The organism is Bdellovibrio sp. HCB288, from assembly GCF_047305935.1.
Lineage (GTDB): Bacteria > Bdellovibrionota > Bdellovibrionia > Bdellovibrionales > Bdellovibrionaceae > Bdellovibrio.
This window is the reverse complement of the sequence record NZ_CP178619.1, coordinates 358,206-383,388: the sequence shown is the minus strand read 5'-3', so window position 1 is coordinate 383,388 and position 25,183 is coordinate 358,206. Positions and strand designations below refer to the sequence as shown.

Sequence of the window (25,183 nt, the reverse complement as noted above, 5' to 3'; positions counted from 1 at the left end):
TCCTATCGAAAGGGAACCACTTATGAAAACAAATCACCTGATTCTTGGCGCGGCACTCTTCGCCTCTGTCATGCAAACTTCAACTTTAGCTCACGCGGCTTTCGATAAGGGAGATGTGGGCACAATCATCGGTGGTGTTATCGGGGGCGTTGCTGGTTCCGGTTTTGGAAAAGGCAACGGCAAAACGGCGGCAACTATTATCGGTGCAATCGCAGGTTCTGTGATCGGTAACAAACTTGGTCAAAACATGGAAGACAACGATCGCCGCGCATATGGTGAGGCTCAACGTCGTTCTCTTGAGGGCAATATCGGAGAAAATTGCGGTTGGGATGGTGGCCAATATGGTTCTCGTTCCGGCGCGCGTGGATCTTTTAACTCCACTCGCGAAGGTTATAACTCTCGTGGTGAATATTGCCGTGAATATGTCAGCGTTATTGAAATGCGTGGCCGTTCGGAAAGAACTCAAGGCATTGCCTGCCAAGGTCACAATGGTTCCTGGTCAGAAACTCGCTCTTCAGATGTAAGCTGGGGCGGTCGCCCTGGTCACGGTCGTCCAGGCCTTGGTGATGGCGGTTACGGACCTCGTCCAAATCCACGTCCTCGTCCACCAATGCCACCTCCACCAAACCCAGGTGGTCGCTATGACCGCGCGGAAGTTCAGGTTTCCAGCATCACGCGCCGTACGGGTGGTGAGTGGGTTCGCCTAAGTTTTGCTTACCCTCAAGCTGTTGATCAGATTGAAGTTCGTACCTTGACGGCGGGTGTTCGAGTTCATGACGCGATTGTCTATACACAAAGAGGTCAAAGACTATCCCTTTACAGCCTTCAGGGCCGCGGAACGATGTACGCGGGTCAAAGCGCGGTTTCTGAAAACTTCTACCGCGGTGATCGTGTGACTGCCATTGACGTCCGTTTGGAGTCCATGGGTGGCCACGCAGACGTCCTTTTGACAGTATTCTCGTTGGACGGTTACCCGAATATTAACGTATCCCGTTTCTAATCCGGGTCTTCCCTTTATAAGCCATAAAAGCCAGTCGGGACAGGGTGTCTAGACTGGCTTTTTAGCGTTCAAAAGCACATAGTGAGCTGTTTTTTTAAACAAGGAGCTCATTCATGGCAAAACTTCGTATTGGTATTAATGGTTTTGGTCGTATCGGTCGCGTTTTCTTCAGAGCCGCGCACGAGCAATTCGACATCGTAGGTATTAACTCTTTGGATAGCATTGAAGGCAATGCGCATCTTTTGAAATACGACTCTGCTCACGGCACTTTTGCCGGTGACGTTTCTCACGACGGTGAAAACCTGATCGTTAATGGTAAAAAAATCCACGTAACAAAATCCCGCAATCCAGCTGAAGTTCCTTGGAAAGCTTGGGGCGTAGACGTTGTTGTTGAGTGCTCTGGTGCATTCAAAAACAAAGAAGACTTCATGAAGCACATCGAAGGCGGAGCGAAACGCGTATTGGTTTCTGGCCCTGCTGAAAAAGGTGCAGACATCACTATGGTTTACGGCATCAATCACGAAGCCTACGATCCATCAAAACACCACGTAGTTTCAAACGCATCTTGCACAACAAACTGCCTGGCGCCTCTTGCAAAAGTATTGAATGAAAAATTCGGTATCGAGCACGGCACTATGATGACAATCCACTCTTACACGAACGACCAAAAAATCTTGGACGCTCCTCACTCTGACATGCGCCGCGCTCGCGCTGCTGCAGTTAGCATGATCCCAACAACAACTGGGGCTGCTAAAAACGTAGGTTTGGTATTGCCAGAGCTTAAAGGCAAAATCGACGGTATCTCCGTACGTGTTCCAACTCCAAACGTATCTTTGGTGGATTTCACATTCCAAGCTAAAACTGACGTGACTAAAGAAGCGGTTAACGAAGCTTTGACTGCGGCAGCTAACGGCGCTTTGAAAGGCGTTCTTGCTGTTGAAAAAGAAGAACTTGTATCTGTTGATTTCAACGGCAACAAATTCTCTTCTATCGTAGACCTTGCATCCACTATGACTGTGGGTCCTCGCATGGTTAAAGTTCTTTCTTGGTACGACAACGAAACAGGCTTCTCAAACCGTATGGTTGACGTTCTTAAGCACATGGCTGCGAAAGGTCTTTAATCAATGAGCGCAGGTCTTAAAGGTATTAAAACCGTTCGTGATTTCGCGTTGGAAGGCAAAGTTGTCTTTCTTCGCCTGGATCTGAACGTTCCTATGGAAGGCGGCAAGATCACGGATGAAAACCGTATCACGGCTTCACTTCCAACTATCAAGTACTGCATGGAACATGGTGCGAAGATCGTTATGGCTTCTCACTTGGGTCGTCCAAAATCCAAGGACGATAAAGAGTTCTCTCTGGAGCCTGTTGCAAAACGTCTTCAGGAACTTTTGAGTGCAGAAGTGATCTTGGTTGAAGAACCAGATTCTGATGCTCCTGTTCACTTGCTCCCTTCTTTGAAAAAGAATCAATTGATCCTTCTTGAAAACGTTCGTTTTGAAGCGGGTGAAACAAAAGACTCTATCGAGTTCGCGCAAAAAATCGCAAACTACGCAGAGATCTACATCAACGACGCATTCGGTGCTTCTCACCGTGCGCACGCAACGATTCATGCGTTGCCGTCTGTGATGAAAGAAAAAGGCATTGGTTTCCTGATCGAAAAAGAAATCAACATGCTGGATTCTCTTTTGACGAATCCAAAACGCCCTTACATCGCTGTGATGGGTGGTGCAAAAGTTTCTGACAAAATGCCGGTTATCGAAAAATTGATGGATATCGTTGACGGTTTCATCATCGGTGGCGCTATGGCTTACACATTCTTGAAAGCTCAAGGCGTGTCTGTTGGTAACTCTTTGGTTGAGACTGACAAGGTTCGCTATTGCAAAGAGATGATCGAACGTATCGCAGCTCGTGACAAAACGATCGTGCTTCCGGTAGATCACGTGGCGACGAAAGCTTTTGGTGATGTGGCGAATGCTCACACAACGAAAGATGTTGTCATTCCAGATGGCGAGATGGCGTTGGACATCGGACCTCAAACGATCCGCAATTACTCTGCAGCTCTTAAAGAAGCAGGAACTATTTTCTGGAATGGCCCCATGGGCGTTTTCGAAAATCCAGCATTCTCTAAAGGGACATTCGGCGTAGCGAAAGCGATCGCTGAATCCAATGCGACTAAAATCGTTGGTGGTGGTGATTCTGCGGCTGCGGCTGAGATGTCTGGTTATGCAGACAAGATGACTCACATCTCGACTGGTGGCGGAGCTTCTTTGGAATACCTTCAAGGTGATAAACTTCCAGGTCTGGAAATTCTTCGTACGAAATCTCGCCCAGCGAGCAACTACGAATAGTATCTTTGGAAGGCTCCATAAAAGGGGCCTTTCTTTTATCGAGGTTTTTATGAAAAAGATTTTTGCTGGTAATTGGAAGCTTTTTAAATCGCCTGCTGAGACTCGTTCTTTCTTGAACAAGTTTAAAGAGGTGATGGGATCTGTAACTGGCGAAGTTGTGTTTTTTCCTTCGGCTATTTCTTTGGAAGCGGCTTGTGAGGCGGTGAAGGGTTCTGCGATCAAGATTGGTGTGCAGAATGCGTATACTCAGGCTTCTGGGGCATTTACTGGAGAAAACTCGGCTCAAGTTGTTAAAGAACTGGGTGGTCAGTACATTTTGATCGGGCACAGTGAGCGTCGTTCTATCTTTGGTGAAACCGATGCTTTGATCGCTGATAAAGTGGCTTACGTTCAATCTTTAGGACTGACTCCGATGTTGTGCATTGGTGAAACTTTGCAGGAGCGCGAGGCAACTCACACATTCCGTGTATTGGAAACTCAATTGCTTTTGGGCCTGGCGAAAGCTGACAAAGCAAAACCGATTGTTGTGGCTTACGAGCCAGTTTGGGCGATTGGCACTGGCAAAGTGGCGACTCCTGAACAAGTGGCCGAGACCCACACGGATGTTCACAATATTCTGACTAAAATGGGCTTCACAGCACCGATTCTTTACGGTGGCAGTGTGAAACCGGACAATGCCGGTCAACTGATCAAGCAAGCACACGTCAGTGGTTTCTTGGTTGGTGGCGCTTCACTGGAAGTTGATTCCTTCCAAAAAATTGCGAGTGTTTAGTGAAAAGAGAGCTGATGAAGCTCTCTTTTTTTATTTCTAACGTACTGGAATAAGAAGGACTGTTTATGAAAGTATTGCCGATTCTGTTGGGACTTTTCGTTTTCACCCATGCCAATGCCAAGGATGAAAAATCAGTGCTGCTGGCGATCTCCAAGACGGAACACAAGCTTGTTTTCGTCGATTCTGTGTCGCTGAAAATCCTGGGTAAAATCCCGGTCGGTCAGGATCCCCACGAGGTCGTTGTGTCCGAAGACGGCAAGACCGCCTACGTTTCAAATACCGGGAGCGGGCTTTTTCATGAGATCAACGTTATCGATATTCCCGGAATGAAAGCCCTTCCTTCAATAGATACGGGGGCGTTGTTGGGGCCTCATGGAATGACTTTTACCGATGGGAAGTTGTGGTTTACCTCTGAGGGGTCAAAATCCGTCGCGCGAATTAATCCGAAGGACGGCAAGGTCGATTGGATTATGGGTATCGGTCAGAATCGCACACACATGATTCAAGTTTCTCCGGATGCGAAACAGATTTATGCGACGAATGTGGATTCAGGCACTTTAAGTATTTTGGATAATTTAATGCTACCACCGCCGATTCCTCCCATAGGAAAACCGTTGTCGACCGCGAAACCGCAGATGGGATGGTTGCAGACGATTATTCCTGCGGGCAAAGGCGCTGAAGGCTTTGATGTATCCCCGGATCGTAAGCATATCTGGGTCACTAATGCCCATGATGCCACTGTTTCGATTGTTGAAATCGCCTCTAAGAAAGTTATTAAGACCTTAGATACCAAAGTGTTGGGTATTAGTCGGATCAAGTTCACTCCCGATGGCAAACGAGTTTTGATCTCCAGCCTAAGAACAGGTGATTTGCTTATCTATGATGTTGCAACTTTTAAAGAGATCAAAAAGCTGAATCTGGGTAAAGGAGCCGCCCATATTCTGATAGAGGACTTGGGCAATCGCGCCTTCGTGTCCTGTACGCCGGCGGGTTATATCTCGATCATTGATTTAAATAAGATGGAAGTGGTCGGGAATTTGGATATTGGACTGCGTCCTGATGGAATGGATTGGGCGAAAATGTGATTCGACCTTGAAATTTTCATTTCGTTATCTCCTAAGGGTTAAATTTATTTTCGAGTGGAATCTATGAACGGTCGGATGTATCAAACTTTTGAAATTTATTAAGACAGGAAAACAATATGAAAAATTCATGGCTGGCAAATCAAAAAGTTCAAACTCTTCTGGCAAGTCTTTACAAAGATTCTGCGGATAACGATGCGGCAAACCGCAAGGAAGCAAATGAACTTCCGGATACTGCAACCTCTGAGGAGTTCTATACAGCCATGCGCAAAGTGTACATGGCCGTTGGATCTGATTTTGGAAACATGCTCTATGCGCTGGCGCGCGCGACCAAAGCAAAAACGATTGTTGAGTTCGGAACTTCATTCGGTGTTTCTACAATTTATCTGGCGGCAGCGATCAAAGACAATGGTGGTGGCAAAGTGATCACCACAGAGTTTCATCCAGAAAAAGCCGCAAAAGCAAAACAGAATCTGACTGAAGCTGGTTTGATCGAGTATGTAGAGTTCCGCGTGGGCGATGCTTTGCAAACGTTGAAGCAGGACAAACCACAAAACGTGGATCTGCTTTTCCTGGATGGTCCAAAGGGCATGTACATGGACGTATTGAAGCTGATGCAAGATCAATTGCGCAGCGGAGGTATCCTTGCGAGTGACAACACCGATCACGATGGCTTGCAGGACTACTTGGCGTATATCAGAAATACCGACAACGGATATATCTCGTCACCGATTCACACGAAGCGCGGTGAAAGACATCCCGCTCACGAAGTCAGCGTAAAAGTATAAATAAAAAATGGCAGCTCGAAGCTGCCATTTTTTCTATCCGTTGCCTTGGTGTTTTGATCTGATGAAGTTCTGTATTGATTTCTTCAAGGCAGCTGCATCCGCAGGTGGAAGTTTCTTTAATGCTGTCTCGTACTGCTCTTGGCGCTTTTTAATGGCTGCTGATTGGTTTTTTAATTCAGGCTCCGAGTAATCAAAAAGCACCAGCACCAATTCAGAAGAATATTGTTCTGAATCTTTTTTATTCATTGCCGAAGCCACTTTAACAATTTGATCCAGCAGAAGTTGATCTTCAGGCGAGTCCTTGAATGCCTTCACTGATTTTTCAAGGATATCGAAGATCTTGTCGCGATTCTTGCTGTCACTCTCCTGATAGCGTCCTTCCTCGGGCAGGGAGGTCACAAGTTGTTCTGCTTTGCTCAACGCAATCAATGAGTCATCCGCCGACACAGCCGCGGCTTTAAAACTGATCAATGAAAAAATAAGAGCGATTAAAAATATTTTCTTCATATACATCCCTATATTTTGACCATCACACCGATTATTCTATAAGGTTTCCCTTTTTTGGCAAAGCGTTTGGCCTTATCAAATGTCATAAAGCTGCCGTCTTTTCCCCGACTCATATCACGGGGTCTGACGAAGTCGCTGACGTAACCACCATCTGATTCCCAGTCTGTCTTGATTTGAATATCGCCAGCTTCATTTTTATCTGAAGTTGCATAGACCAGAAAAGCTCCTTTTGGAGCATCGTCCGGTGTTTTGATGATTCCTTTATAAGGGGATTCCATTAAGTTGGTAAATCCCTGGGCTTTTAAGTCGCGGACAGCGTCCTTTGCTTCGCCACCTGGTGGATATTTTTTCAACCAGCCACCCGCCATACCAGCTCTTTTTACATACTGATAGCACATACTAGTGGAGTAGGGCTCTTTGTTCGCCATCGCCGATCTAATCATTTTTTGCGTTTTAGGATCGTTGGAGTACTTTCCGATTTTAGGAAAATTCTTCCAGTCATGTTCACTCATGGTATAGCGGCGCTTTTTGTAGCGAGCATAAAGAGCGTCATCCTTCGCTTTGGCATTGTCACTTGCGGCGACTTCTGAGGAATCTTTTTTAAAGTCTTTGGGCTTTTTACTTTCTGAGGCAGCATCATCCAAAGTTTTTGTCGCAACATCTTTCAAATCATTGCGATTGGCTTCATTGCCACCGCAGGAGTTCGTCAGTTTACAGTTGCCGCCCATGCCAGCTTCAGTGCGTGTTTGATCTGGCATAGCTTCATTGGGATCAACCGATTTGTCATCGTTGGAAAAAGGCGCGGGTTGCGAGACGCCAGCTTCGCGGGATTGCTTGGCTAATGCTGACTCTGGATTTTGCATTTCCACGTCATCACCATCGCGGAACTTCAGCCACGGATTTTTCTTATTATAGAAAACCCAGACCAGATCACCAACTTGGGCTTTTGTTTTACCTTTACCCACACTGGTCAAACGAACTTGCACAGCATAGGAACCGGAAGAATTCATACGCTTCGTGGTGACCACATCTGCTTTCGAGCCGGGAGGTACAGTCGATAAAATATTTCGGGAGTTTTTTGTAAACTCAGGCGAGGAGCGACCATTCACTCTTCCATTAAAAACGAGCTCGCGAATGTCCTCGGAAGCTTGCGCGAACGCGAATGCTCCAAAAAACATCACTGATGTCGTAATTAGTAGAATTCTGAGTCGTTTGATCAAGCAGTACCCCTCACTGGACTTTTCGGCGATTTTGCCAAAATCATGAGTGCTTTTGAGTATTTCGGTGATTTTTGCTTAACCTGTGCGACATAATATTTCTGCGAGTATTAAAGTATTTATCAATTAATTTAGTGATTCCATGTAGTTAGGATCATTTTGGGAAATTCCATTAAAAACCGGGACCTTGGAAAGCCTCTTGCCCGAGGTGCTATTTTGGAAGAAAGTAGGTCGACTAACAGGAGTTTCGGTTCCCTATGAAAGTAACTTTTGAAGACATTCAAAAAGCGCGCGAGCTTATCAAAGACATCATCAGCCCCACGGAATTGAGTCATTCAATCAGTGCCAGCAATCTCCTGAACAGTGAAGTGTATTTCAAATTTGAAAACACTCAGCGCACGGGCAGTTTCAAATTTCGTGGTGCCTATAATAAAATCTCCAACTTAAGCGCTGAAGAAAAAGCCCGAGGAGTGGTTGCCAGTTCCGCTGGAAATCACGCACAAGGTGTCGCTTTATCTGCACGTTTGGCGGGAGTAAAATCCACTATCGTCATGCCAGAGAATTGCTCTATCAGCAAGGCAACAGCAACGCGCGCCTATGGTGCGAACGTGATCTTGAAAGGCGAAATCTATGATGAAGCCTACGAGCATGCGCAGAAGCTTGAAAAGGAAAACGGGTACACTTTCGTTCACCCTTACCAGGATCCGTTTGTTATCGCAGGTCAGGGCACTATTGGTATTGAAATTCTGGAGAAGGTTCCGGATCTGGATACTGTGATTGTTCCCATCGGTGGTGGCGGACTTATCAGCGGCGTGGCGCTCGCGGTAAAAACCTTGAATCCAAAAATCCGCGTGATTGGAGTGCAAAGTGACCGTTCACCGGGAATGGCTTGCCTTTACAACAAGCAAACTCCTGATCAAAAAAAGAAAAGAGCCGCGACGATTGCCGATGGTATTGCGATTAAGAATCCGTCGCAGATCATCTACGACAGCTTTATTTCAAAATACGTCGACCAAGTCGTGACTGTCAGTGATGACGAAATTGCAGAGGCGATTGTGTTCCTGATGGAGCGTGCGAAAACGGTGGCCGAAGGCTCTGGCGCGGCAGCGATGGCAGCGGCCATGCATGCGGGAATTAATCTGGGTAAGAAGTGCTGTGTGATTATCAGCGGTGGCAACATCGACTTGAACATCGTCAGCAAAATCATCGACCGTGGTCAGGCTTTGCGTGGGAAGCTGTGTGAGCTGTCTGTGATCGTTGATGATTTGCCAGGGAACCTGAGCAACTTGACTCAAGTGATTGCGTCAGAAAAAGCCAATGTTCTTGAAGTTCGCCATGACCGTGTTTCGCAAGGATTGTCTTTGCGTGAAACCAGAATTGATTTTGTGTTGGAGACTTCCAGCATTGAACATGTGGAAAAAATCAAAAAAGCACTCGAGGCTTCCGGAGCTAAAATTATTTAGTCGGATCCGGAGTTGTGGAATGGGGGTCCCAGTCGGGGACTCCGTATTTCATCAGAATGCGCGCCAGTTCACCGTTTTGGCGCATTTCAACCAATCCCTTTGAGAAAACTCTGGCATATTCTTCCGATTTCTTATTAGACGGAGAAAATGCCATAAATAGTTTCGCATCGTTGGCAACCGTGGAGCTCACGGCTTTGTAGTCGTCAGGATTTATTTTCATCTCAGCCAGTACCGTGCGCAACACCAGCTGATTTTCGATAAAGGCATCCAGGCGTTTGCTTTCCATCATTTTCAGGATTTGTTCCAGTGGATGCTCACCAGAGATGGAAACAAAGATTTCCCGGTTTTCATTGATGATGCGATCTACATCACCGCCGTAAGCATAACCGTTGATGACCCCAATTTTTTTACCCGTCAGTGAGGAGTAATCCTTGTATGTCCAATTGGAGTCTTTTTTAACGAAGAAGAAATCCTGGCCAAGTCCCAGTGTTTTTGTCGGGAAGACAAAGTCGGGGCAATCGTTATAGTTGGCACCCACAACGGCTGTGGCCTTATTTTTACGGGTTTCATTGACCGCACGGGCCCAGTTGACCATCGAGAACTTTACTTTGTGGCCGGCTTTTTCAAAGATTTTGGTGGCGACTTCAACCATATACCCTGGAGCCGAGCTGCTGTCGCAGACGTAGGGGCACCATGCATCGGATCGAACTAAAATCGTGTCAGCTTTCGCCGGCAGCGACTGAATTCCGAAGATGAGTATGATTGCAGACACAAGAGTTTTCATTTCAAGCCGCCCCTAATTCTTACGGCTGCTTCATTCGTTACCGTGTCTTTCAACAAGTTACCAATTCAAAATCAGTTATTGCTAAGTTGTAACTGCAGCGGGTGGTCGAATTTAAAGAATTTGCTCTATGGATTTCAGAGGAGAAATAAACTAATTCTAGTGTTCCACGAGATTGTGTGAGATTGCTTTGTTCGAGAGTATTTTAGGTCGCAAAAAGTAGCTTTTGTGAAACATAAGATGCTTAGCGCCCCTAACGGACGCAGGGGCTCTAGAAATCGACTTTGCGAACGAAGTGGCACGTGTATCCACCCGGATTTTTAGCAAGTAATCCTGATGATACCCCTCTGCAGACCAAAATGGAGCGGCCTCTTCAACTGTGGTGGCAGCTGGCTTGCCCCAGGCGCCGGATTTGTCCACACGGGCAATGACCTTTTCGGCCGTTTGTTTTTGCTCTTCGGAGGTATAGAAAATCTCGCTGCGATATTGGGTGCCAATGTCGTTACCTTGGCGGTTTTCCGTGGTTGGATCATGGATCTTGAAAAAATAGAGCAGCAGATTCTCGTAAGACAGTTGATCTGGATTGAATTCAACTTTGACGGATTCAGCATGATTTGTCGTGCCGGTTTTGACTTCGTTGTAGGTGGCATTTTGGGTGTTGCCACCCATGTAACCCACTTCAGTCTTCATGACCCCAGGCAGTTTGCGCAAAAGGTCCTCCATGCCCCAAAAACAACCACCAGCCAGGTATGCGATTTCTGATTTCATGGAGCCCCCTTGTTTAAGCTATTCGACAATGACCTTTGTTTCCGGTCGGCCGTAGCCACCGCCAGATCCCGAGCAGAAGCTCACGATCTCGCCTTTTAGAATCTTTTGTTGTCCCAATACAGGCAAGCTCTTTGTTGTGCCTGCGTGTTCAAGGGTGACCTCGGAAGGGTCCCCATGCGAGCAATTTTTTGGCAAGCGAGGGCGATGCAAAGTCATATCTGTCAACCACGCTGCTTGGAGATCTTCCAAGGCCTCGATTTTACAGATCATGCCGCGACCACCGTTGAACTTTCCTTTTCCACCGATGGAATTGCGACGGTCGATGCGGTGAATACGCACCGGGAACTGTCTTTCCAAAGTCTCGACCGACAGGGTTTCAATGTGGGCACTGCGTCCTTCAACTTCAGACGTTGCTCCCTGGCCACCACCGATGCTCAGGAAAGTCTGAGTGGACTCATGGTTCAGTTGCACCAAAAGGGGAGTGGTTGAGCTAAGTGATTTTTCATTTTTAGTGTGAATGTATGACAAAGCCAGATCGACAGCCGTCTTCAGTGCCGCCACTCCGCAGGTCATTCCCTTCAAAGTCGAAGCCGGGTACTTGGCCATCAACCAGCAGCCCGCGGGTTTGGTGACTTGTAAAATCGAAAAGGAACCCGTGTTTGCATAGCGATCAAAGCCGTAGAAATCACTGATGGCTTTAAAGCAAGTCCCATAAGCCGCTGACTCTGTCAGGTGCAGGGTTTTGGCAGCCGAAGTGCCCCCGAAATCCATAGCAACGCGTCCGTCCTGAATTTCCAGATTTAAGCGCAGCAATTCGCCACTATCCAAAACAACATCAACCCGCGTTTCACCAGAGGCTCTTTCGGAAATCTTTTGTACAGCCAGTTTCTTGGACAGATGCAGATAGTCCTCGATCAGCTCCCCGGTTACGGAAATTCCAGTGCCTTCGATTGTATCATGCAGCTTTTGAGCACTGGCAATCATGTCTGCGCATTGTGCTTTGATCCACTCCGTGAAATTCGCCGGGCATGCAGGGTGAGCACTCATCGCTCCCAGAATCATTTCATTGAGTTGGCCTTTTTGGCGTAAAGGAGTCGGGGGAATTCTGAGGCCTTCTTCTTCTACACTTTTTGCGAACTTGATGTTTTTGTTCAAAGTGCGGCGGTTGACCCAGATCAGATCTTCGGAAACGGCCATGATAAAAGTGATTTCATCCAGGGTCGTTCCACCGCTGTAAGGATCGTTCAATAGGGCAATATCGCCTTCGGCCAATTTCAAATACTTTGAAGCGGTGTTTGCAGCCGTCACCAAAGTGCCATAGGAGACCGGATTGCTTCCACGCACCATGAGTACGTCATTTTCAGTTGTAAGCAGGGCTGATTCGCCTTGCAGGAAATCAGAAAGCAAAGAATGAAAAAGTTCGATATGGTAAGACATAAATTAAACCTTCGCCTTCATGCCCACCGCAACCACGGCGCGGGCTTCAGCAAAATCCTGATCATCAATAGTGGCATTGCTGTCTTTTTTGAAACCATTTGCAAAAAGCTCAGCCAGGGGGCCTGTAACTTTGATTTTTTTATTCTGGCGATGCAGAAGGGATTCCATCACGATTTTCTGCATGCCCAGGCTTTGCATTTCTTTGATCACAGTTGAAATTTCAAGATTGCGATCATAACTGGATTTAACCAGAGTCAGAAGAGCGGTTTTAAATTTTTGAATTCCCGCAGCCACAGTGCGATCCTGCAGTCCCTCTGTCTTAGTTAGTTTGGCATTTTCAGTCCAAAGATCAATCAGCGTGGGTTTTTGCCCGCGACCGATACTCATAGGGCCAGGTTCCCAACCCTCAATGCTGTTACTGAAATCAAAGTGTTTGAAAGAGTTCAGTTTCAAACCCATGGTTGGTTGAATCTTCAGTGGACGAATTTGCACACTTTTGATTTCAACTTTGCCCCAAGGACTTTCCCAGGTGTTGCTCCACGAGTTGGGAGAGATCAATACAAAGTCCTCAAGCCCCAGATGCAAAACATCCATCTGTGATTTTTGATACTGCAGTCCCAGCGCGCTGTAGGAACCAAATAGACTGCCCACGCATTTGTAAGTCTCGTCCTGAAAGATTTCACCTTCAGCGCCCACGAAAAATACGTTGGCCTCGGAGACAGCATCTTTCATGCCGTCAAGAAGATCTTTTTTCAGATCCTGAAACAGGCCGGAGACAGTGGCATTGAGCGCATTTTTTCTCCAACGAGTGACCTCGTCCTGATTTTCAGTTTTTTCAGGGATGTAAACTTCGATGCCTTTTGCTTTGAACAACTCAAGCGCCTGCTTTTCATGGGCGGGATTGATGTTCGCATGCAAAAAGTGAAGACAGACCTTTTTGATATTCATCAAAAGAATTTTTGCGGCAATGCCTTCAATTTCCTGGTTGTCCAACGGCTGCAGAATCTGTCCTGAAGCCAGCACTCTTTCGCGGACGGAAAAATGCAGTTCGGAAGAAGTGAGTGCTGATCCTGAGCAACCGCGAAGTTCAAGCCAGTTTTCAAAACCCTCTGTCGTTACGTGGGCAACGGCACCGGAGAGTTTATAATCCATGAGTTTGTCGGAAATTCTCAGGCTCACGAAAGCTTTGGCAATGCCTTTGTCTTTGTGAGTTGAAAGGAATTGTTGAAGAGAATTCTTTAAGTTCTCACGGGACAGGTAGGCGCGTTTGGCTGCAACCGTGTTTGATCCATCCAGCAGAATATATTCTGCGAACGATTCGCCCACACTTACACCTAACATGAAACTGTTTTGCATTTTTAAACGCTCTCTATTGAAATCGCACTAGAATGTGTTAAAGCTAGGCGATCAGATATAGCAAAGATATGGCCGTAAGAAAAGGATTGTTACGTGAAGATTTCTCCAGAAATTTTAAATCTAGTACCCTACAAACCTGGAAAACCGATCTCCGAGACTCAGCGCGAATACGGCTTGAAAACCGTTTATAAGCTTGCCAGCAATGAAAACCCGCTAGGGCCGAGTCCTAAAGCTATGGATGCCGTTAAAAAAGCACTGGAGCACCAAAATCTTTATCCAGATCCTTCTCATTATGAGCTTTTACATACAATTTCAAAACAATGGGGTTTCCCGACAAATCAACTTGCAATCGGCAATGGCAGTGATGAGTTGATCGATCTGCTAACACGCATTTTCTGCGAGCCGAAACAGGGGGTTTTGACTTCCGTGGCCGCTTTTAATGCCTATGAAGTGAGTGCTGCAGCGAACAGAGCGGCGATCCGCAAAGTGCCTTTGACTTCGGGATATCGTTTTGACTTGGAAGCGATTGCTGATTACTTCTTTGCCCATCCCGAACAGGATATCCGTCTGATTTTTGTTTCAAATCCGAATAATCCTACAGGAACGTATGCCTCCAAAGCCGAGATCGAATCTTTCCTGGAACGCGTTGGAAATCGTGATGATGTCATGGTTGTCTTCGACGAGGCTTATAACGAATTTGTGCGAGCTGAAGACTATGCATCTGCGCAAAATTACATGAGCAAATACAATAACCTGATTGTTTTGCGCACCTTCTCGAAAATATACGGTTTGGCGGGCTTCCGCATTGGGGCGATGATCGCGCCAGCCGCTGTGGTTGAGGTTTTTAACCGTGTGCGCAAGCCGTTCAATGTCAATGATTTAGCGCAAGTGGCTGCAAATGCGGCCCTGCAAGATAAAGAATTCCTACAACGCTCGCAGCAAATTTGCTGGAAAGGGCTTGATTACTTCTACAAGAAATTAGAAGAATTAGGCCTGCCGTACATTCATTCCCAAGGTAACTTCGTCATGTTTGACACACTTCGTGACGCGGTTAAAGTCAATGAAGCCTTGCTTCGTCGTGGGATCATCATGCGCCCTGTTCTTAATTATGGGTTCAAGACGCATATGCGTTTGAGTGTCGGACTTGATCATGAAAACGAAGCTGCAATTGCGGCTTTGAAAGAAGTGCTCAAAGAGATTCCTATTTTGGCTGGAACATCGATTCCAACAGTTTAGTTTTCTCGGCATTTTGTGTAGATTGGATTTTTGGAGTGGAAATGGGATTAGTAGTAACGATCGATGGACCTGCGGCCTCTGGTAAATCTTCAGTGAGCCGTGAACTTGCCCACCGCCTTGGCTGGAAGTGGGTTTCTACAGGTGCCTTCTATCGTGGCTTGGCCTATGCCGCTATTCAATTGAATGTGGACCTTGATGACGTGACGGCTTTGGCTGAATTGACTCACAATCCAGTTTGGAACGTGAGTCTGGAAGCGGATCGCACGCGCGTGTATTTCAAAAATCAGGATGTAACAGACGCGATTGCTCACGAAACCGTTGGTAACTTCGCTTCCAAAGTCAGTCATTACCCAGAAGTTCGTAAAGCTTTGTTGGATGCGCAACGCAATTGCAGCAATGGTGAACATGGACTTGTGGCGGAAGGCCGTGATTGTGGAACAGTCGTATTCCCAACAGCTGAAGCCAAAGTTTATCTGACAGCATCCTCTGAGCACAGAGCTGCTCGTCGTGCGACGGAGCTGGGTCTTGATCACGGTGACATGGTAAAAGCACAAAAACAACGCGATCACCAGGATTCCACTCGTAAAGCGGCACCGATGTCAGTTCCGACAGGCGCTTTGGAACTTGATTCCACTGAATTGGATCTGCAACAGGTCGTCGACAAAGTCGAAGCTTTCGTAAAATCTAAAATCTAATTTTTCAGCATGCGCTGCTTGGTTTCAAGCAGCAGGGCCAGTCTTAGGTTCGCGCGATAGATATCCTCGAAGCGGCTTTGCGGGCTTTCTTGAATATCGCGCAAGTTTTGTTCTTCCATTTTAAAATAGGCATCCATGGCCAGACGAAGTGATTCCTTCATTTCTGGATCCTTGGTATTCAATGTTTCTTCAAAAATACCCAGCTGGCCGGTTTTGGATTCCTGCTGGAATTCCTCACGGATTTCAGACTCCCAAAGTTTGAAATAGTCCAGCGTTTCATCATCCCAGTACTGCACATCATTGCCGTAACGAGCCTCAAGATAACCGCGTTGAGCCGCAGAGAAACCGATGAAAGACCAATAAACCCGCGTCTCCAACATGTTGATATAAAGATTGCGCCACAGGTGGTTTTTATTTTCCGATGATTTTGCCACGCGAACCTGCAGAAGTTCCTGAACCAGAGGTTGCTGCGACTGGTTTTCTGCTCCGATCGTCTTTAGTGAACCCAGATAGAACATGACCTGGCTTGGTGACGGATCAATGATCCCAGGGATGTCGGTTTGTGCCTGTTCTTTCAAGGCTTTTACCACCATCGAAGCACAATCCAACGCCAGCGTGTAATTGCGATAGCGTTTCCCGGTTTGCATTTCCAAGTAGCGTTTCAATTTATTTTTTTGTTCCTGACCGAGCTTCAATCGCGCAGTCTGCATGACTCGCTCTGTTTTATCCAAGCCTGTCCATGCAATACCTTTTTGCAAAATAGTCTGCTCAGGTGCTTGACCTTGAGTCAGCCCCTCCTGAATTACATCGGCAAGCACATATTCACGCGTGGTTTTAACTGTCATATGTGTTTGACCATAAGAATAGACCAAGCCGTCCATTTCAATGGCCATGTGTGGGAAGGGAACTGTTTCGTTATAGATTCGTACTTCGTCAGAGGCCAATTGGAACTTGAAATCATTCAGGAATTTTCCGGATTCAACCGTGGCGCTTGGATCATTGAGTTGTTCGTACCAGTTGTAAGCTTCAATTAAGGAAACTGCGATGATCGCATTCAATGCATAATCAGCGACACGACGGATTTTAACCCAAGTGCGATGCTCATTTAAAAAGTCCTGACGCTCCTTAAAGATATTCTCGGCCTTGTATTTCGTTAGAGTCGTTACTTCTTCAGCAGTGGGACGGTATTTGGGATCGCGCCAAAGTTTTTTAAAGATCTTTTGCGTTGGAGTCAGGCCACCCGGCAAGTCAATACCATGAGGAATCAGTAGCATGTATTTCAAAGGGCCGTTGTACAGGGATTGCATCAGGCGCAGGCCTTTTTCTTTCGCAGTCGGTGCCGTGAAGAAGTCCGGGGTCCCACCACGAGTTGCAGAGTATTGGGTATATTGTTGCAAAAGACGAATCGGGGCTTCCATGGCTGCTTGGTAGTAAAGCACTCCTTCGAACATTTTCATTTTGCGCGGGGAGGAAGTCATGAAAGCAAGTTCATCAGTCGTCAAACGCTGCTTGTTTGAGCCGATACCGGAAATTATTTTCTTGGTGATCTCAGTAAAACGTTTGTCAGCAAGCGGGGATGAATTGTCCTTAGCCTCGGCCGCAAAGAGCTTATTGTAAGTATACAGCGCTGACAGATGTTGAAGTGCCGTGGTATTCTTCATGACAGCCAGCTTTTTTTTCAAATAACTGTCGTAAGTTTCTGTGACCGTTTTTTCTGGAGAGAAAACCGATGAGCATGTCAGGGCCTGAGCGTGGGCCGCCCAAGGTACCAGTGCTATCATCATGATTTTAAGCAATAAGTGCTTCATATTCTCTCTTCACAAAAAACGGGAGGAGCCGAGAGGCTCCTCCAGAGTTATTACTTCTTAAGATTGAAACCGATCAAAGCCAATTTCGCGGAAACAGAACCCAGCATGCGCTCGATTTCTGTTCTTACTTGAGGGTCTCTAACGTTGTTTGAAGTCAACTGAGACTCAAGCAAAGCCGCCAATTGCAAAGCCATTTCTGTATTTTGGATTGCCAACTCTTTCGTGTTCGCATCAACTTGCTCGGAAGACGTCAAACCTTTGATAAGGTTGCGTACTTTCAAAGCTGCTGTCGTTGCGTTGCGATCAACGATGTTTTTATCGGCCATCAATTTGATCACATCAAGATTGTACAAGCTGCTGTCTTCGCTGAATTTGTTTGCTACCGCCTGGCGGATGATGTCGTCGTAGATAGCGATTTTCAATTGTGACTGCTGGTCGGCATTCAGGCTGAAGATTTCAGAAAGACCGCGTACTTCCGCGTCGATGCGGGAGCGGATTACTTTGTCCTGGCCTAGGATGCTGCGCACTTGCGACATGGACATAGCTTCCTTGGAGTCATTCATCATAAAGAAGAATGAACCTGCCGCACTGGCAGAAGCAGATGAAGTGCCTGAAGAAAGCATTGTGTGCTTGTTGATAAGCAATTTAATAACTGGTTCGATGATGCGCTCATAAGTAAACTCCATGGATTTGCCCGAGCTTTCCACGGATTGTTCTAGTACTTTATCAAGGCCGGTAGCGATCGAGAATTTATCAAGACCTTCAATTGAAAGTTTACCCATGGTTTGAATCGAGCGCAGAACCATTGTCAATGGCACCAAGACGAATTCAACTTTTTTAACGGATTCCACTCCTAGATATCCAGCACCGATAGTCACGCTGGAAGTTGGAACTCCACCCAGATAAGCGGTACGCAGGTAAGTGTACTTTTTAGCTACGGCAGCATCAACAGCAACCAATTTGCCAGCGCTGCTTTCAACTTTAGTTGTCGCGATGATCAAAGACAGCAAAGTCGCTGTGGATTGATCCAATGCGATTTCTGAACCTGTTGATTTTTTTACAGCAGCGCTGCCAGTGCCGGATGTGTCTTCAATTGGGCTGCGTGCAGAAGCAAATGCGGGCGCTACCAAAGTCATTGCGGTCAATACAGATACTGCCTTTTTGGATTTCATGAGTCTCTCTCTTTCGTTTTTTAACGTCTCGTTTTGAGATGCGTTGTTAATTGGTTTCTCGAGAGAGATTGAATGCAATTGAGTTTCCAGCGTGGGATGCAATGGATAGTATTTAAACCCAAAAATAGTGTTTAAGGCCCGCGTAGTTCCCTAAAAGTGGCACTATGGTTATCTGTTTGTAACCGAGCGAAATGACTAGAAGTTGAGGGACCGTTTGATTCCTTCGATGACTAATTTTTCAGCCGGATTCTTGCCAAATTCAGGGCGGTAAACCAGACAGATTTCATCGGAGTGGGTGGGAAGGTCCGCAACGGGTTTCAATTTGAATCCGGATGCCGAGACTGCGCGCGAAGGAATAACTCCCAAACCCAGATTTTCATTTACCATGCTGCAGATCAATTCCAAGCTGTCTGTTTGAATGACTTTGCCGGGTTTGTTTTTCCATTTTTTGAAAATGGATTGGGTTTGGAATAGTTCGGTGTTGGCAATGACGGTCTTTTTATCGACAGTGCCTTTACCCTGCCAGACACTTACCGTGTCGGTCGCGAGTTTTTGAATCACCAAGTCAGGATTAGAAGTGGGGTTGATGACGATACCCACGTCAATGGTGCCCCGTTGAATTTCCAGCTGAATGTTTCTGGACAAGTCATGTCGCAGCTCCACGCGATAGTCCGGTGCGACAGTGCGGATGTGGCGCAAAGCTTTTGGAATAGTATACTGGGCCACCGTAGTATGGCAGCCGATGGTGACACTGCGACCTGCGAAAAGGGCTCTATCGCTATCCGGGAAATCCAGATCGGTCAGTGTGCGCAAAAGATTTTGAGCTTTACCCAGGAAAACGCGTCCACTGGCCGTCAGTTCGATGCCGGTGCGCGACCGATAAAACAGTATGGAGCCTGCATCCGTCTCTAGACGTTTCAGACTTTCTGATAAAGCCGGCTGACTGATTTCCAGTTTGGTTGAGGCCTCCACAATTGTGCGGCAACTGCTGGTTGCCACAAAGTTCTCGATATCGCGGATTCTATACTTCATAAGTAAACACCTATTTAAAGTATAGTTAATATCATATTTTACATATACCAGAAAATTAAATATTCCTAGGTGCAGAAAAAAGGGGGAATTTATGAAACAAGTATTTGGTTTGCTAATCACTGTGTTTGCGGCTTCTTCGGCAATGGCTCTATCGGTTGATACAGTGATTTGCAGTGTTGATAATGGTCAATCACTTCATCTGGTGCGTTTCAACGATAGTTTAGTGGGGCAACTTCGTGATAATTACAATGTGGCGGATGTTCAATGCGAAAAGGGTGGCTGGGGTCCTTTGACATATCAAAGTGACATCGTCTGTGCAGGGATTTGGAAAAACAAAGGCGAAGCGCCAACGACTCTTTTCATGCACATGGAACGTAAATGGCCTGCTCCCATCGGTATTGTAGAGTATGCAAGCAGTTGGGGTGGTCTCAATAAACGGCGCTATGTGCCTCGGGACGTACTCAAGAAAATGACCTGTGAATTATGGCTTAACTGACATCATCAGGGTCTCTTTTCGGCCCGGCCCTGTCATTTCTTCAAAGGGAAAACGCGAATTCCTGTTCCCTTGGAATAGGTGAGACTTGAGAGGCGGTCCGGTCTTTGTACCTCTGGTGGCATTTGCTTGTCCCGGAGGTCTTTTGTGATCAAAGTTTTTGCAGTGTCTGGTTTGATTTTTCTTAGCACGTTCGCCCATGCCCAAAAAGAGGTGGTGGTGACTTGCCAGGGATCACTGAATCCAAGCATGAAGCCCCAGGAAAAATACTCGGTGGTTTTGAACGACGTGGGCGATGTGGTCCTTGAAGGCCAAGACGCGAAATCTTCACAGATCTATGTCAGAGTGGATTCAATTAGAGATATTAAGCGTAACGATGATTTTGGTTTGAATCTGGAAAGTACCAAACGGCAGATGGGAATGGTGTTGTCCCGCCAATCGATTGATATCGACTATAAAACGGGAAAAGGCCTGGCCCAGGATACGTTGAATTTCAACGGTGGGTCCAAGCCTCGTTCAATTTACCTTGCGTCTTGCACGCGTTAATTATTTAGTCTTGTACACGCAAGTGCCCAGATCGCGGTTGTCTTTTTTGTAGGTAACCGTGATTTCTTTTTCTTTGATTTTCACAATCGTCGTTGAATCTGATCTTACCTGACCTTGGCAGATTTCCTTATCAACACGAGTCAGCGTCGTTGAAGACGAATCATCCGTGCGAGAGTTGTTCTGAGTGAACTCGCAATTGTCATCCAGATCCGATTGCATTTTGATGTCTTCATTTTTCAAAGGCATAATGTCGGTGCCGACAGTCAAAGTTTTTGATTTCAAATCACGCTTTGCAATTTCAAAGTCGCTGCAGAGGTCGTCATCACCGCTGGTCATTTTATAGGTTCCCAAAGTCAGGTCAGCAATCGCCTGAGCATGCGCTACACTTGAAAAAGCGATCATGGAAAAGCAAATAAGAGATACTACTTTTGAAAACATAGTGCGAACCTTTCCATGTGCGGAAGCATTTGACGTTTAACGCGATGGCTGCGCGTTGGGCCCCAGTATTTGTTTCCGGTTGTAGCTGTGCTACCACGAGACAGCTGCGTGTCTTTCATTATTTCAATAGCGCACTTGGCTTGTCCAGCGGCGGTTTTTACATTGGCGCATTCAGGGCCCCGTGCGGAGCGAAGGATCGGGCTCAGCTCGACTGTCCAGATGCCCAAACCGTCTGTGGGATTCAAGCGTTTTGTATTGCCATTTCTATCGGTGTAGAATTGACCGTGTCTCAAACCTGGATTACAGGTCGAAGATTCTTCCTGGCCCAAAGAAGTCCAAAACCAATTCCAGGCCTTCAGTTTATTTTCTGTACTTAGAGTGTTGAATCGCGGACACAATCCACCCAGGGCATTGCTTTTCAAATAGTATTTGCTGTTTCTGGCGTCAGCCATTGTCGACATCATGTGTTGACCCAGCTGATTCGGGTTGCCTTGGGAGTTCATAAGCAGATTTTGACATTGGCTGGTCATGCCACGGGATTTTTTACCGGAAACTCTTTTCTTTAGAATTACGGCACGTTTCCCTGTTTGGGTCGAAGGCTTTGAGCAGTTCACGCAGGAATCGTTTGCAACCTTGGTGGCATTCGATCTGTTGATAGCTTCAATGGCTTCTTTGTTAGCTTTGTCTTTTTTGTTTTTAAAGTCAGGATCTTCAATCGCAGGCTTTTCTTTTTCCACTTTCGCGGCTTTAGCCTGAGTTGATGATTCGGTTTTCTTGCCTGAATTCCAATCGGAAGGCATTTCTTCATAGAGTGACAGATCTGAAGCACCTTCGCGATGGTAGACCCACATCTCGTCACCTTGACGGCTGCCATTCATGACTTTGATTTTAATGCCAAAACTGCCGGAGCGAAGTCTTTTGGTTTCAAGTATTTGCCCACGAGTGCCGCGGGAAAGTGTCGTCATAAGGTTGTTGTCACGTCTTGAAAAAGAAGCTGATGAACGCCCATTGAGCATACCCTTCAACTCAACATATTCTTCAGTGCCGGTAAAACCCGCCAACAAAGAAATGCTCAAGGTGCCTATCATTATTCTGGTTGTTAACTTCTTTAGTTCCATGTAGCCAGGTGGTGCAAGGATCAGGCACGCCTGGCATCATGAAACTTCCAAGTATTTACGTTGAGTTACTGGATTCCACCCGAATTCCATCAGTATCAGAATGAGGCGAAATCGCAGTTTTGTCACCGGGCTGTCAACAATCCGAACAGGGGCATCAGTGATGCTTAAGGCTCTGTTCCTCGCTCAGACGGCCCAGGTTTCGTCCAGCCATAACTTCAGATGGACTGCCCAGGAACTCCAAAAGGTCGGAGGTAAAGCGTTCCGGTTGCGTTTGCGCAAGCCCGTGATCGGCTCCGTCATAGACTTTAAGAATCGCGTTCGGAATGAGCTTCACGGCTTCAATGGCCGAGGCTCCGATGGGCACAATCTGATCGTCGCTCCCATGAATTAGTAAAGTGGGCACATCGATTTTTTTGATATCGTCGGAATAGTCCACTTCTGAAAACTGCTCGATGCAGTCCCACTGGGCCTTGATTCCACCCATCATGCCCTGCAACCAAAAAGAATCACACAGTCCTTGGGAGGTTTTATTCATCATGCGGTTGAAACCGTAAAACTTTTTCGACAAATCCTGGTAAAACTGCGATCGATTGTCGGCGACTCCCTGACGAATATCATCGAAGACCTCTTTGGGAAGGCCGCCGGGATTCTGTGGCGTCTTCAGCATCAGGGGAGGAACGGCTCCGACTAATACGGCCTTCGCAACACGGGTTGTGCCATGACGGCCCAGATATCGAGCCACTTCACCTCCACCTGTGGAATGACCGACCAGGATAAGATCGTGCAAATCCAATTCATCAATGAGCTCTGCCAGGTCGTCAGCGTACTGATCCATGTGATTGCCTTCCCAGGTTTGGCTGGATCTTCCGTGACCACGACGGTCATGGGCTATCACGCGATAACCTTCATGAAGCAGAGCCAGCATCTGGGATTCCCAAGCATCCGAGGTCAGTGGCCAACCGTGAGAAAACAATACGGGCTGGCCTTGACCCCAGTCTTTGTAAAAGATTTTTGTACCGTCGGAGACCGTGAAGAATGAACTCATGTGGGTGTTCCTTTCAGATAATCAGTTTTAGCTTTATAAATTAAAACTAGCATTCAGTGATGCCACGAGGGATGGAATTACCGTCTGCATGAGAAAATGCAGATGCTCTTAGTGTGGAGTGACAGCGCCCTCATCATTGGTCGGGTCATTATTGTTCAGAGTTGCTGGCAATCTGTTTCTCGGCGAGTGATCGCAGGGCGTAGGTCAAAAAAAATGAAGTGGTGATGGTGACCAACTTGATGAAAATTTCAAAGAACTGTTGGAATAACGGCAGATTCATCCAGTACATCTCACTCGCGATCAGCACCGTGATGCACAGTAGGAAATTTCCAATCACGATCCAGCTAATAAGGCGTACGGAAAACACCAAGGGCACAAGTGCCACGACAGTCAAAGTGATATTGGCATTTTTGGTTGTGGTTGCAAAACTGGTTGTAAGAGTCACACCGATCAGCATCAGGAGGCACTGGATGATGACGGCGGGGAGGTTGTGGTGGTCCCCACTAAACATGCGGGCTCCCAGCATTCCCAAGAAAGCACACACAGCCAAGGCGAATATATTTGGCTTGGAGATATCAAAGGCTAAATAGAATATGCAAAAAGCCAGGCAGGCAATCCAGATGCACGTCAGTAAATATCGGGCCATCGTATTTCGATCAGTCATTTAAAACCTCTCAGCCAAAAGCAATGCCTTGATTGCAGTGGCAGTGGTGTAGGCAGTGGAGCGCCACACGACCGGGTAGCGCGCTACAAAGGTCGCCGCAAAGTAAACCTCACCCGGCCAATAGATAAAACCATGGCGGTCACGGGCGCTCATGCCTGCCAAATAGTTTGCACCATCGTGGACAGCCCGGCGGTGGCTGGGATTTTCTGGATCGCCCAATTGTGCCAGGGCGCTCAATGCCCAGGCTGTGGATTGAATTCGATCAGGGCGGGTCAGGTATTTGTTTTTCCAACCACCGTTCCGTTTCTGTTTTTTTAGAATGAAGGCCACGATGGCGTCGCGTGAAGGCTCAAGGCAGCTGCCCCCCTGATCGATGATTTCTGCCATGGAGTACGGCAGGACATAGCGGCTGGGATAATACATGCCACAAAAGAAAAAGTCTTTTTGCAGAGCCATGCGGTTGAGGTGGCGACAGGCGGCCTTGTATCCCGGTCCGTCGGTATTTTTGGTCAGTGTCAGCAATTTCAGAACATTGGCATTCACGACGCAGTCGACATCGTTGCGATTGAAAGGCACGCGAGTGCCGTTATGGGGTTTTGAAAAAAGATTGCGCGGCATCTTGGGATCATCCTCATTCCAAAGCCATGTCAAAAAGGCTCCGGTGTTTTTCTGTCCCTGACCGGCATTGTAGACGTGGGCCTTGCGATCCACATCGCGCGCCTGGGAGAAGGCGCGGAGAACGGAGGCGGGTAAATCTGGCGCGCTTTGCTCACCATATTCAATTTTATTCAGATACTGTATCGTCGCGTAGGAAACGGAAGTCGTGTCGGCATCCGGTGGAATATTCGCAAAGCCTTTGAAGCGCGGGGCGAGATACATGTAGCGTGGTTGGCGCACTTGAACTCCGCGATATGTTGTCGGCGGATAGAAATTAAAAAGTTCATTCCAGTAGAAGTTGCTAAAGCCCGCCACAGTTTTGCGAATCATCGGTGGAATACTTTCGAGTTCCGGCGCCAGGAAGTAAATTTCAGCCAGAACATTAGCGACCGAGGCGGCAATAAAAGCGGTGGGCTCTTCGTAGGGCTGATTGAATTTGCCGACGCCTACCGCACTTGGTAGGTAGGAAGTCACGCGTGCGCGCCATTGGCCGGGATCATAGCCGTCCTTCCCGGTGGTTTGGTGGTGCTCGATAAAGCGCAGTCCCGAGGAAATATGGCCCCGATATTGGGGTCCTGCGAAACAAAGTGAACTGGTGGAAACCACGAACAAAAGAATGAAAACTGCTTTCACTTTGCCTCCCAAGCTCTCAGATCAAATATGTTCGAGTTCAGCAGGGAAATTGGGGGATCGGCAAGGGGGCCTGTTAGCTTACATTTTGACACCTTTTGAAAAGGCTAACGAGTCGCGTAAAACCTTT

Annotated in this window: 25 protein-coding genes; 11 read left to right on the top strand and 14 right to left on the bottom strand. The window is 47.0% G+C overall.

Annotated elements, in window-relative coordinates; all coding sequences use genetic code 11:
* Positions 1-22: 22 nt before the first annotated feature.
* From ACLVWR_RS01845 to ACLVWR_RS01820, 6 genes are all read left to right on the top strand, one after another.
* Positions 23-1,000: a beta-sandwich domain-containing protein gene (locus ACLVWR_RS01845; RefSeq protein ID WP_413582253.1), complete on the top strand. Its 978-nt coding sequence runs from the start codon at positions 23-25 to the stop codon at positions 998-1,000.
* 113 nt (positions 1,001-1,113) lie between these two features.
* On the top strand, positions 1,114-2,121 hold the full coding sequence (gap, locus tag ACLVWR_RS01840) for a type I glyceraldehyde-3-phosphate dehydrogenase (RefSeq protein WP_413582252.1): 1,008 nt from the start codon (positions 1,114-1,116) through the stop codon (positions 2,119-2,121).
* Between the two features lie 3 nt (positions 2,122-2,124).
* Positions 2,125-3,348 (top strand): phosphoglycerate kinase, encoded by a 1,224-nt coding sequence (locus tag ACLVWR_RS01835; RefSeq protein ID WP_413582251.1) that lies wholly within the window; start codon positions 2,125-2,127, stop codon positions 3,346-3,348.
* A 49-nt stretch (positions 3,349-3,397) separates the two neighbouring features.
* On the top strand, positions 3,398-4,120 hold the full coding sequence (tpiA, locus tag ACLVWR_RS01830; protein ID WP_413582250.1) for a triose-phosphate isomerase: 723 nt from the start codon (positions 3,398-3,400) through the stop codon (positions 4,118-4,120).
* A 65-nt stretch (positions 4,121-4,185) separates the two neighbouring features.
* Positions 4,186-5,205, top strand: coding sequence for a YncE family protein (locus tag ACLVWR_RS01825; RefSeq protein ID WP_413582249.1), 1,020 nt, complete (start codon positions 4,186-4,188; stop codon positions 5,203-5,205).
* Positions 5,206-5,321: 116 nt separating this feature from the next.
* Entirely contained in the window at positions 5,322-5,990 is a 669-nt protein-coding gene (locus ACLVWR_RS01820; RefSeq protein ID WP_413582248.1) for an O-methyltransferase, read from the top strand.
* Between the two features lie 33 nt (positions 5,991-6,023).
* On the opposite strand, the gene ACLVWR_RS01815 is transcribed toward ACLVWR_RS01820, so the two are convergent.
* A complete protein-coding gene (locus ACLVWR_RS01815) occupies positions 6,024-6,497 on the bottom strand; it encodes a hypothetical protein (protein WP_413582247.1) in 474 nt (157 codons plus the stop codon).
* Between the two features lie 8 nt (positions 6,498-6,505).
* Complete coding sequence (locus ACLVWR_RS01810; protein WP_413582246.1) at positions 6,506-7,717, bottom strand: hypothetical protein; 1,212 nt, start codon at positions 7,715-7,717, stop codon at positions 6,506-6,508.
* A 254-nt stretch (positions 7,718-7,971) separates the two neighbouring features.
* On the opposite strand from ACLVWR_RS01810, the gene ilvA reads away from it, so the two are divergent.
* Positions 7,972-9,177 carry a threonine ammonia-lyase gene (gene ilvA / locus ACLVWR_RS01805; protein WP_413582245.1) on the top strand — a complete coding sequence of 402 codons (1,206 nt, stop codon included), beginning with the start codon at positions 7,972-7,974 and terminating at the stop codon, positions 9,175-9,177.
* On the opposite strand, the gene ACLVWR_RS01800 is transcribed toward ilvA, so the two are convergent.
* The 4 genes from ACLVWR_RS01800 to ACLVWR_RS01785 form a co-directional block, all read right to left on the bottom strand.
* On the bottom strand, positions 9,170-9,961 hold the full coding sequence (locus tag ACLVWR_RS01800; RefSeq protein WP_413582244.1) for a substrate-binding periplasmic protein: 792 nt from the start codon (positions 9,959-9,961) through the stop codon (positions 9,170-9,172). The genes ilvA and ACLVWR_RS01800 overlap by 8 nt on opposite strands.
* A 156-nt stretch (positions 9,962-10,117) precedes the next feature.
* Positions 10,118-10,726, bottom strand: coding sequence for a peptide-methionine (S)-S-oxide reductase MsrA (gene msrA, locus ACLVWR_RS01795; RefSeq protein ID WP_413582243.1), 609 nt, complete (start codon positions 10,724-10,726; stop codon positions 10,118-10,120).
* A gap of 18 nt (positions 10,727-10,744) precedes the next feature.
* Positions 10,745-12,163 (bottom strand): hydantoinase B/oxoprolinase family protein, encoded by a 1,419-nt coding sequence (locus ACLVWR_RS01790; RefSeq protein ID WP_413582242.1) that lies wholly within the window; start codon positions 12,161-12,163, stop codon positions 10,745-10,747.
* 3 nt (positions 12,164-12,166) lie between these two features.
* The gene (locus ACLVWR_RS01785; protein WP_413582241.1) at positions 12,167-13,519 is read right to left on the bottom strand and encodes a hydantoinase/oxoprolinase N-terminal domain-containing protein; all 1,353 of its coding nucleotides are present in this window, start codon (positions 13,517-13,519) and stop codon (positions 12,167-12,169) included.
* A gap of 93 nt (positions 13,520-13,612) precedes the next feature.
* Between ACLVWR_RS01785 and hisC the strand changes: the two genes are divergently transcribed.
* Positions 13,613-14,755, top strand: coding sequence for a histidinol-phosphate transaminase (gene hisC, locus ACLVWR_RS01780; protein ID WP_413582240.1), 1,143 nt, complete (start codon positions 13,613-13,615; stop codon positions 14,753-14,755).
* A 41-nt stretch (positions 14,756-14,796) separates the two neighbouring features.
* Positions 14,797-15,450, top strand: a complete 654-nt coding sequence (cmk, locus tag ACLVWR_RS01775; RefSeq protein ID WP_340596600.1) for a (d)CMP kinase — start codon at positions 14,797-14,799, stop codon at positions 15,448-15,450.
* Here the strand turns inward: cmk and ACLVWR_RS01770 are convergent.
* From ACLVWR_RS01770 to ACLVWR_RS01760, 3 genes are all read right to left on the bottom strand, one after another.
* Positions 15,447-17,258: a hypothetical protein gene (locus tag ACLVWR_RS01770; protein WP_413582239.1), complete on the bottom strand. Its 1,812-nt coding sequence runs from the start codon at positions 17,256-17,258 to the stop codon at positions 15,447-15,449. The two genes, cmk and ACLVWR_RS01770, sit on opposite strands and share 4 nt — an antisense overlap.
* Positions 17,259-17,308: 50 nt before the next feature.
* On the bottom strand, positions 17,309-18,430 hold the full coding sequence (locus ACLVWR_RS01765; RefSeq protein ID WP_413582238.1) for a hypothetical protein: 1,122 nt from the start codon (positions 18,428-18,430) through the stop codon (positions 17,309-17,311).
* Positions 18,431-18,625: 195 nt separating this feature from the next.
* The gene (locus tag ACLVWR_RS01760; protein WP_413582237.1) at positions 18,626-19,462 is read right to left on the bottom strand and encodes a LysR family transcriptional regulator; all 837 of its coding nucleotides are present in this window, start codon (positions 19,460-19,462) and stop codon (positions 18,626-18,628) included.
* A 91-nt stretch (positions 19,463-19,553) separates the two neighbouring features.
* On the opposite strand from ACLVWR_RS01760, the gene ACLVWR_RS01755 reads away from it, so the two are divergent.
* Together ACLVWR_RS01755 and ACLVWR_RS01750 are read left to right on the top strand one after the other, a co-directional pair.
* Positions 19,554-19,958 carry a hypothetical protein gene (locus tag ACLVWR_RS01755; RefSeq protein ID WP_413582236.1) on the top strand — a complete coding sequence of 135 codons (405 nt, stop codon included), beginning with the start codon at positions 19,554-19,556 and terminating at the stop codon, positions 19,956-19,958.
* A 144-nt stretch (positions 19,959-20,102) separates the two neighbouring features.
* Entirely contained in the window at positions 20,103-20,501 is a 399-nt protein-coding gene (locus tag ACLVWR_RS01750) for a hypothetical protein (RefSeq protein WP_413582235.1), read from the top strand.
* Here ACLVWR_RS01750 and ACLVWR_RS01745 read toward each other — a convergent pair whose 3' ends face one another.
* From ACLVWR_RS01745 to ACLVWR_RS01725, 5 genes are all read right to left on the bottom strand, one after another.
* Positions 20,502-20,939, bottom strand: a complete 438-nt coding sequence (locus tag ACLVWR_RS01745; RefSeq protein WP_413582234.1) for a hypothetical protein — start codon at positions 20,937-20,939, stop codon at positions 20,502-20,504.
* Entirely contained in the window at positions 20,924-22,027 is a 1,104-nt protein-coding gene (locus ACLVWR_RS01740) for a hypothetical protein (RefSeq protein WP_413582233.1), read from the bottom strand. The genes ACLVWR_RS01745 and ACLVWR_RS01740 overlap by 16 nt, the downstream gene beginning before the upstream one ends.
* Before the next feature lie 184 nt (positions 22,028-22,211).
* Positions 22,212-23,102: an alpha/beta fold hydrolase gene (locus ACLVWR_RS01735; RefSeq protein ID WP_413582232.1), complete on the bottom strand. Its 891-nt coding sequence runs from the start codon at positions 23,100-23,102 to the stop codon at positions 22,212-22,214.
* A 148-nt stretch (positions 23,103-23,250) separates the two neighbouring features.
* Positions 23,251-23,766: a hypothetical protein gene (locus ACLVWR_RS01730; RefSeq protein ID WP_413582231.1), complete on the bottom strand. Its 516-nt coding sequence runs from the start codon at positions 23,764-23,766 to the stop codon at positions 23,251-23,253.
* Positions 23,767-25,056 carry a hypothetical protein gene (locus tag ACLVWR_RS01725; protein WP_413582230.1) on the bottom strand — a complete coding sequence of 430 codons (1,290 nt, stop codon included), beginning with the start codon at positions 25,054-25,056 and terminating at the stop codon, positions 23,767-23,769.
* Positions 25,057-25,183: the final 127 nt, after the last annotated feature.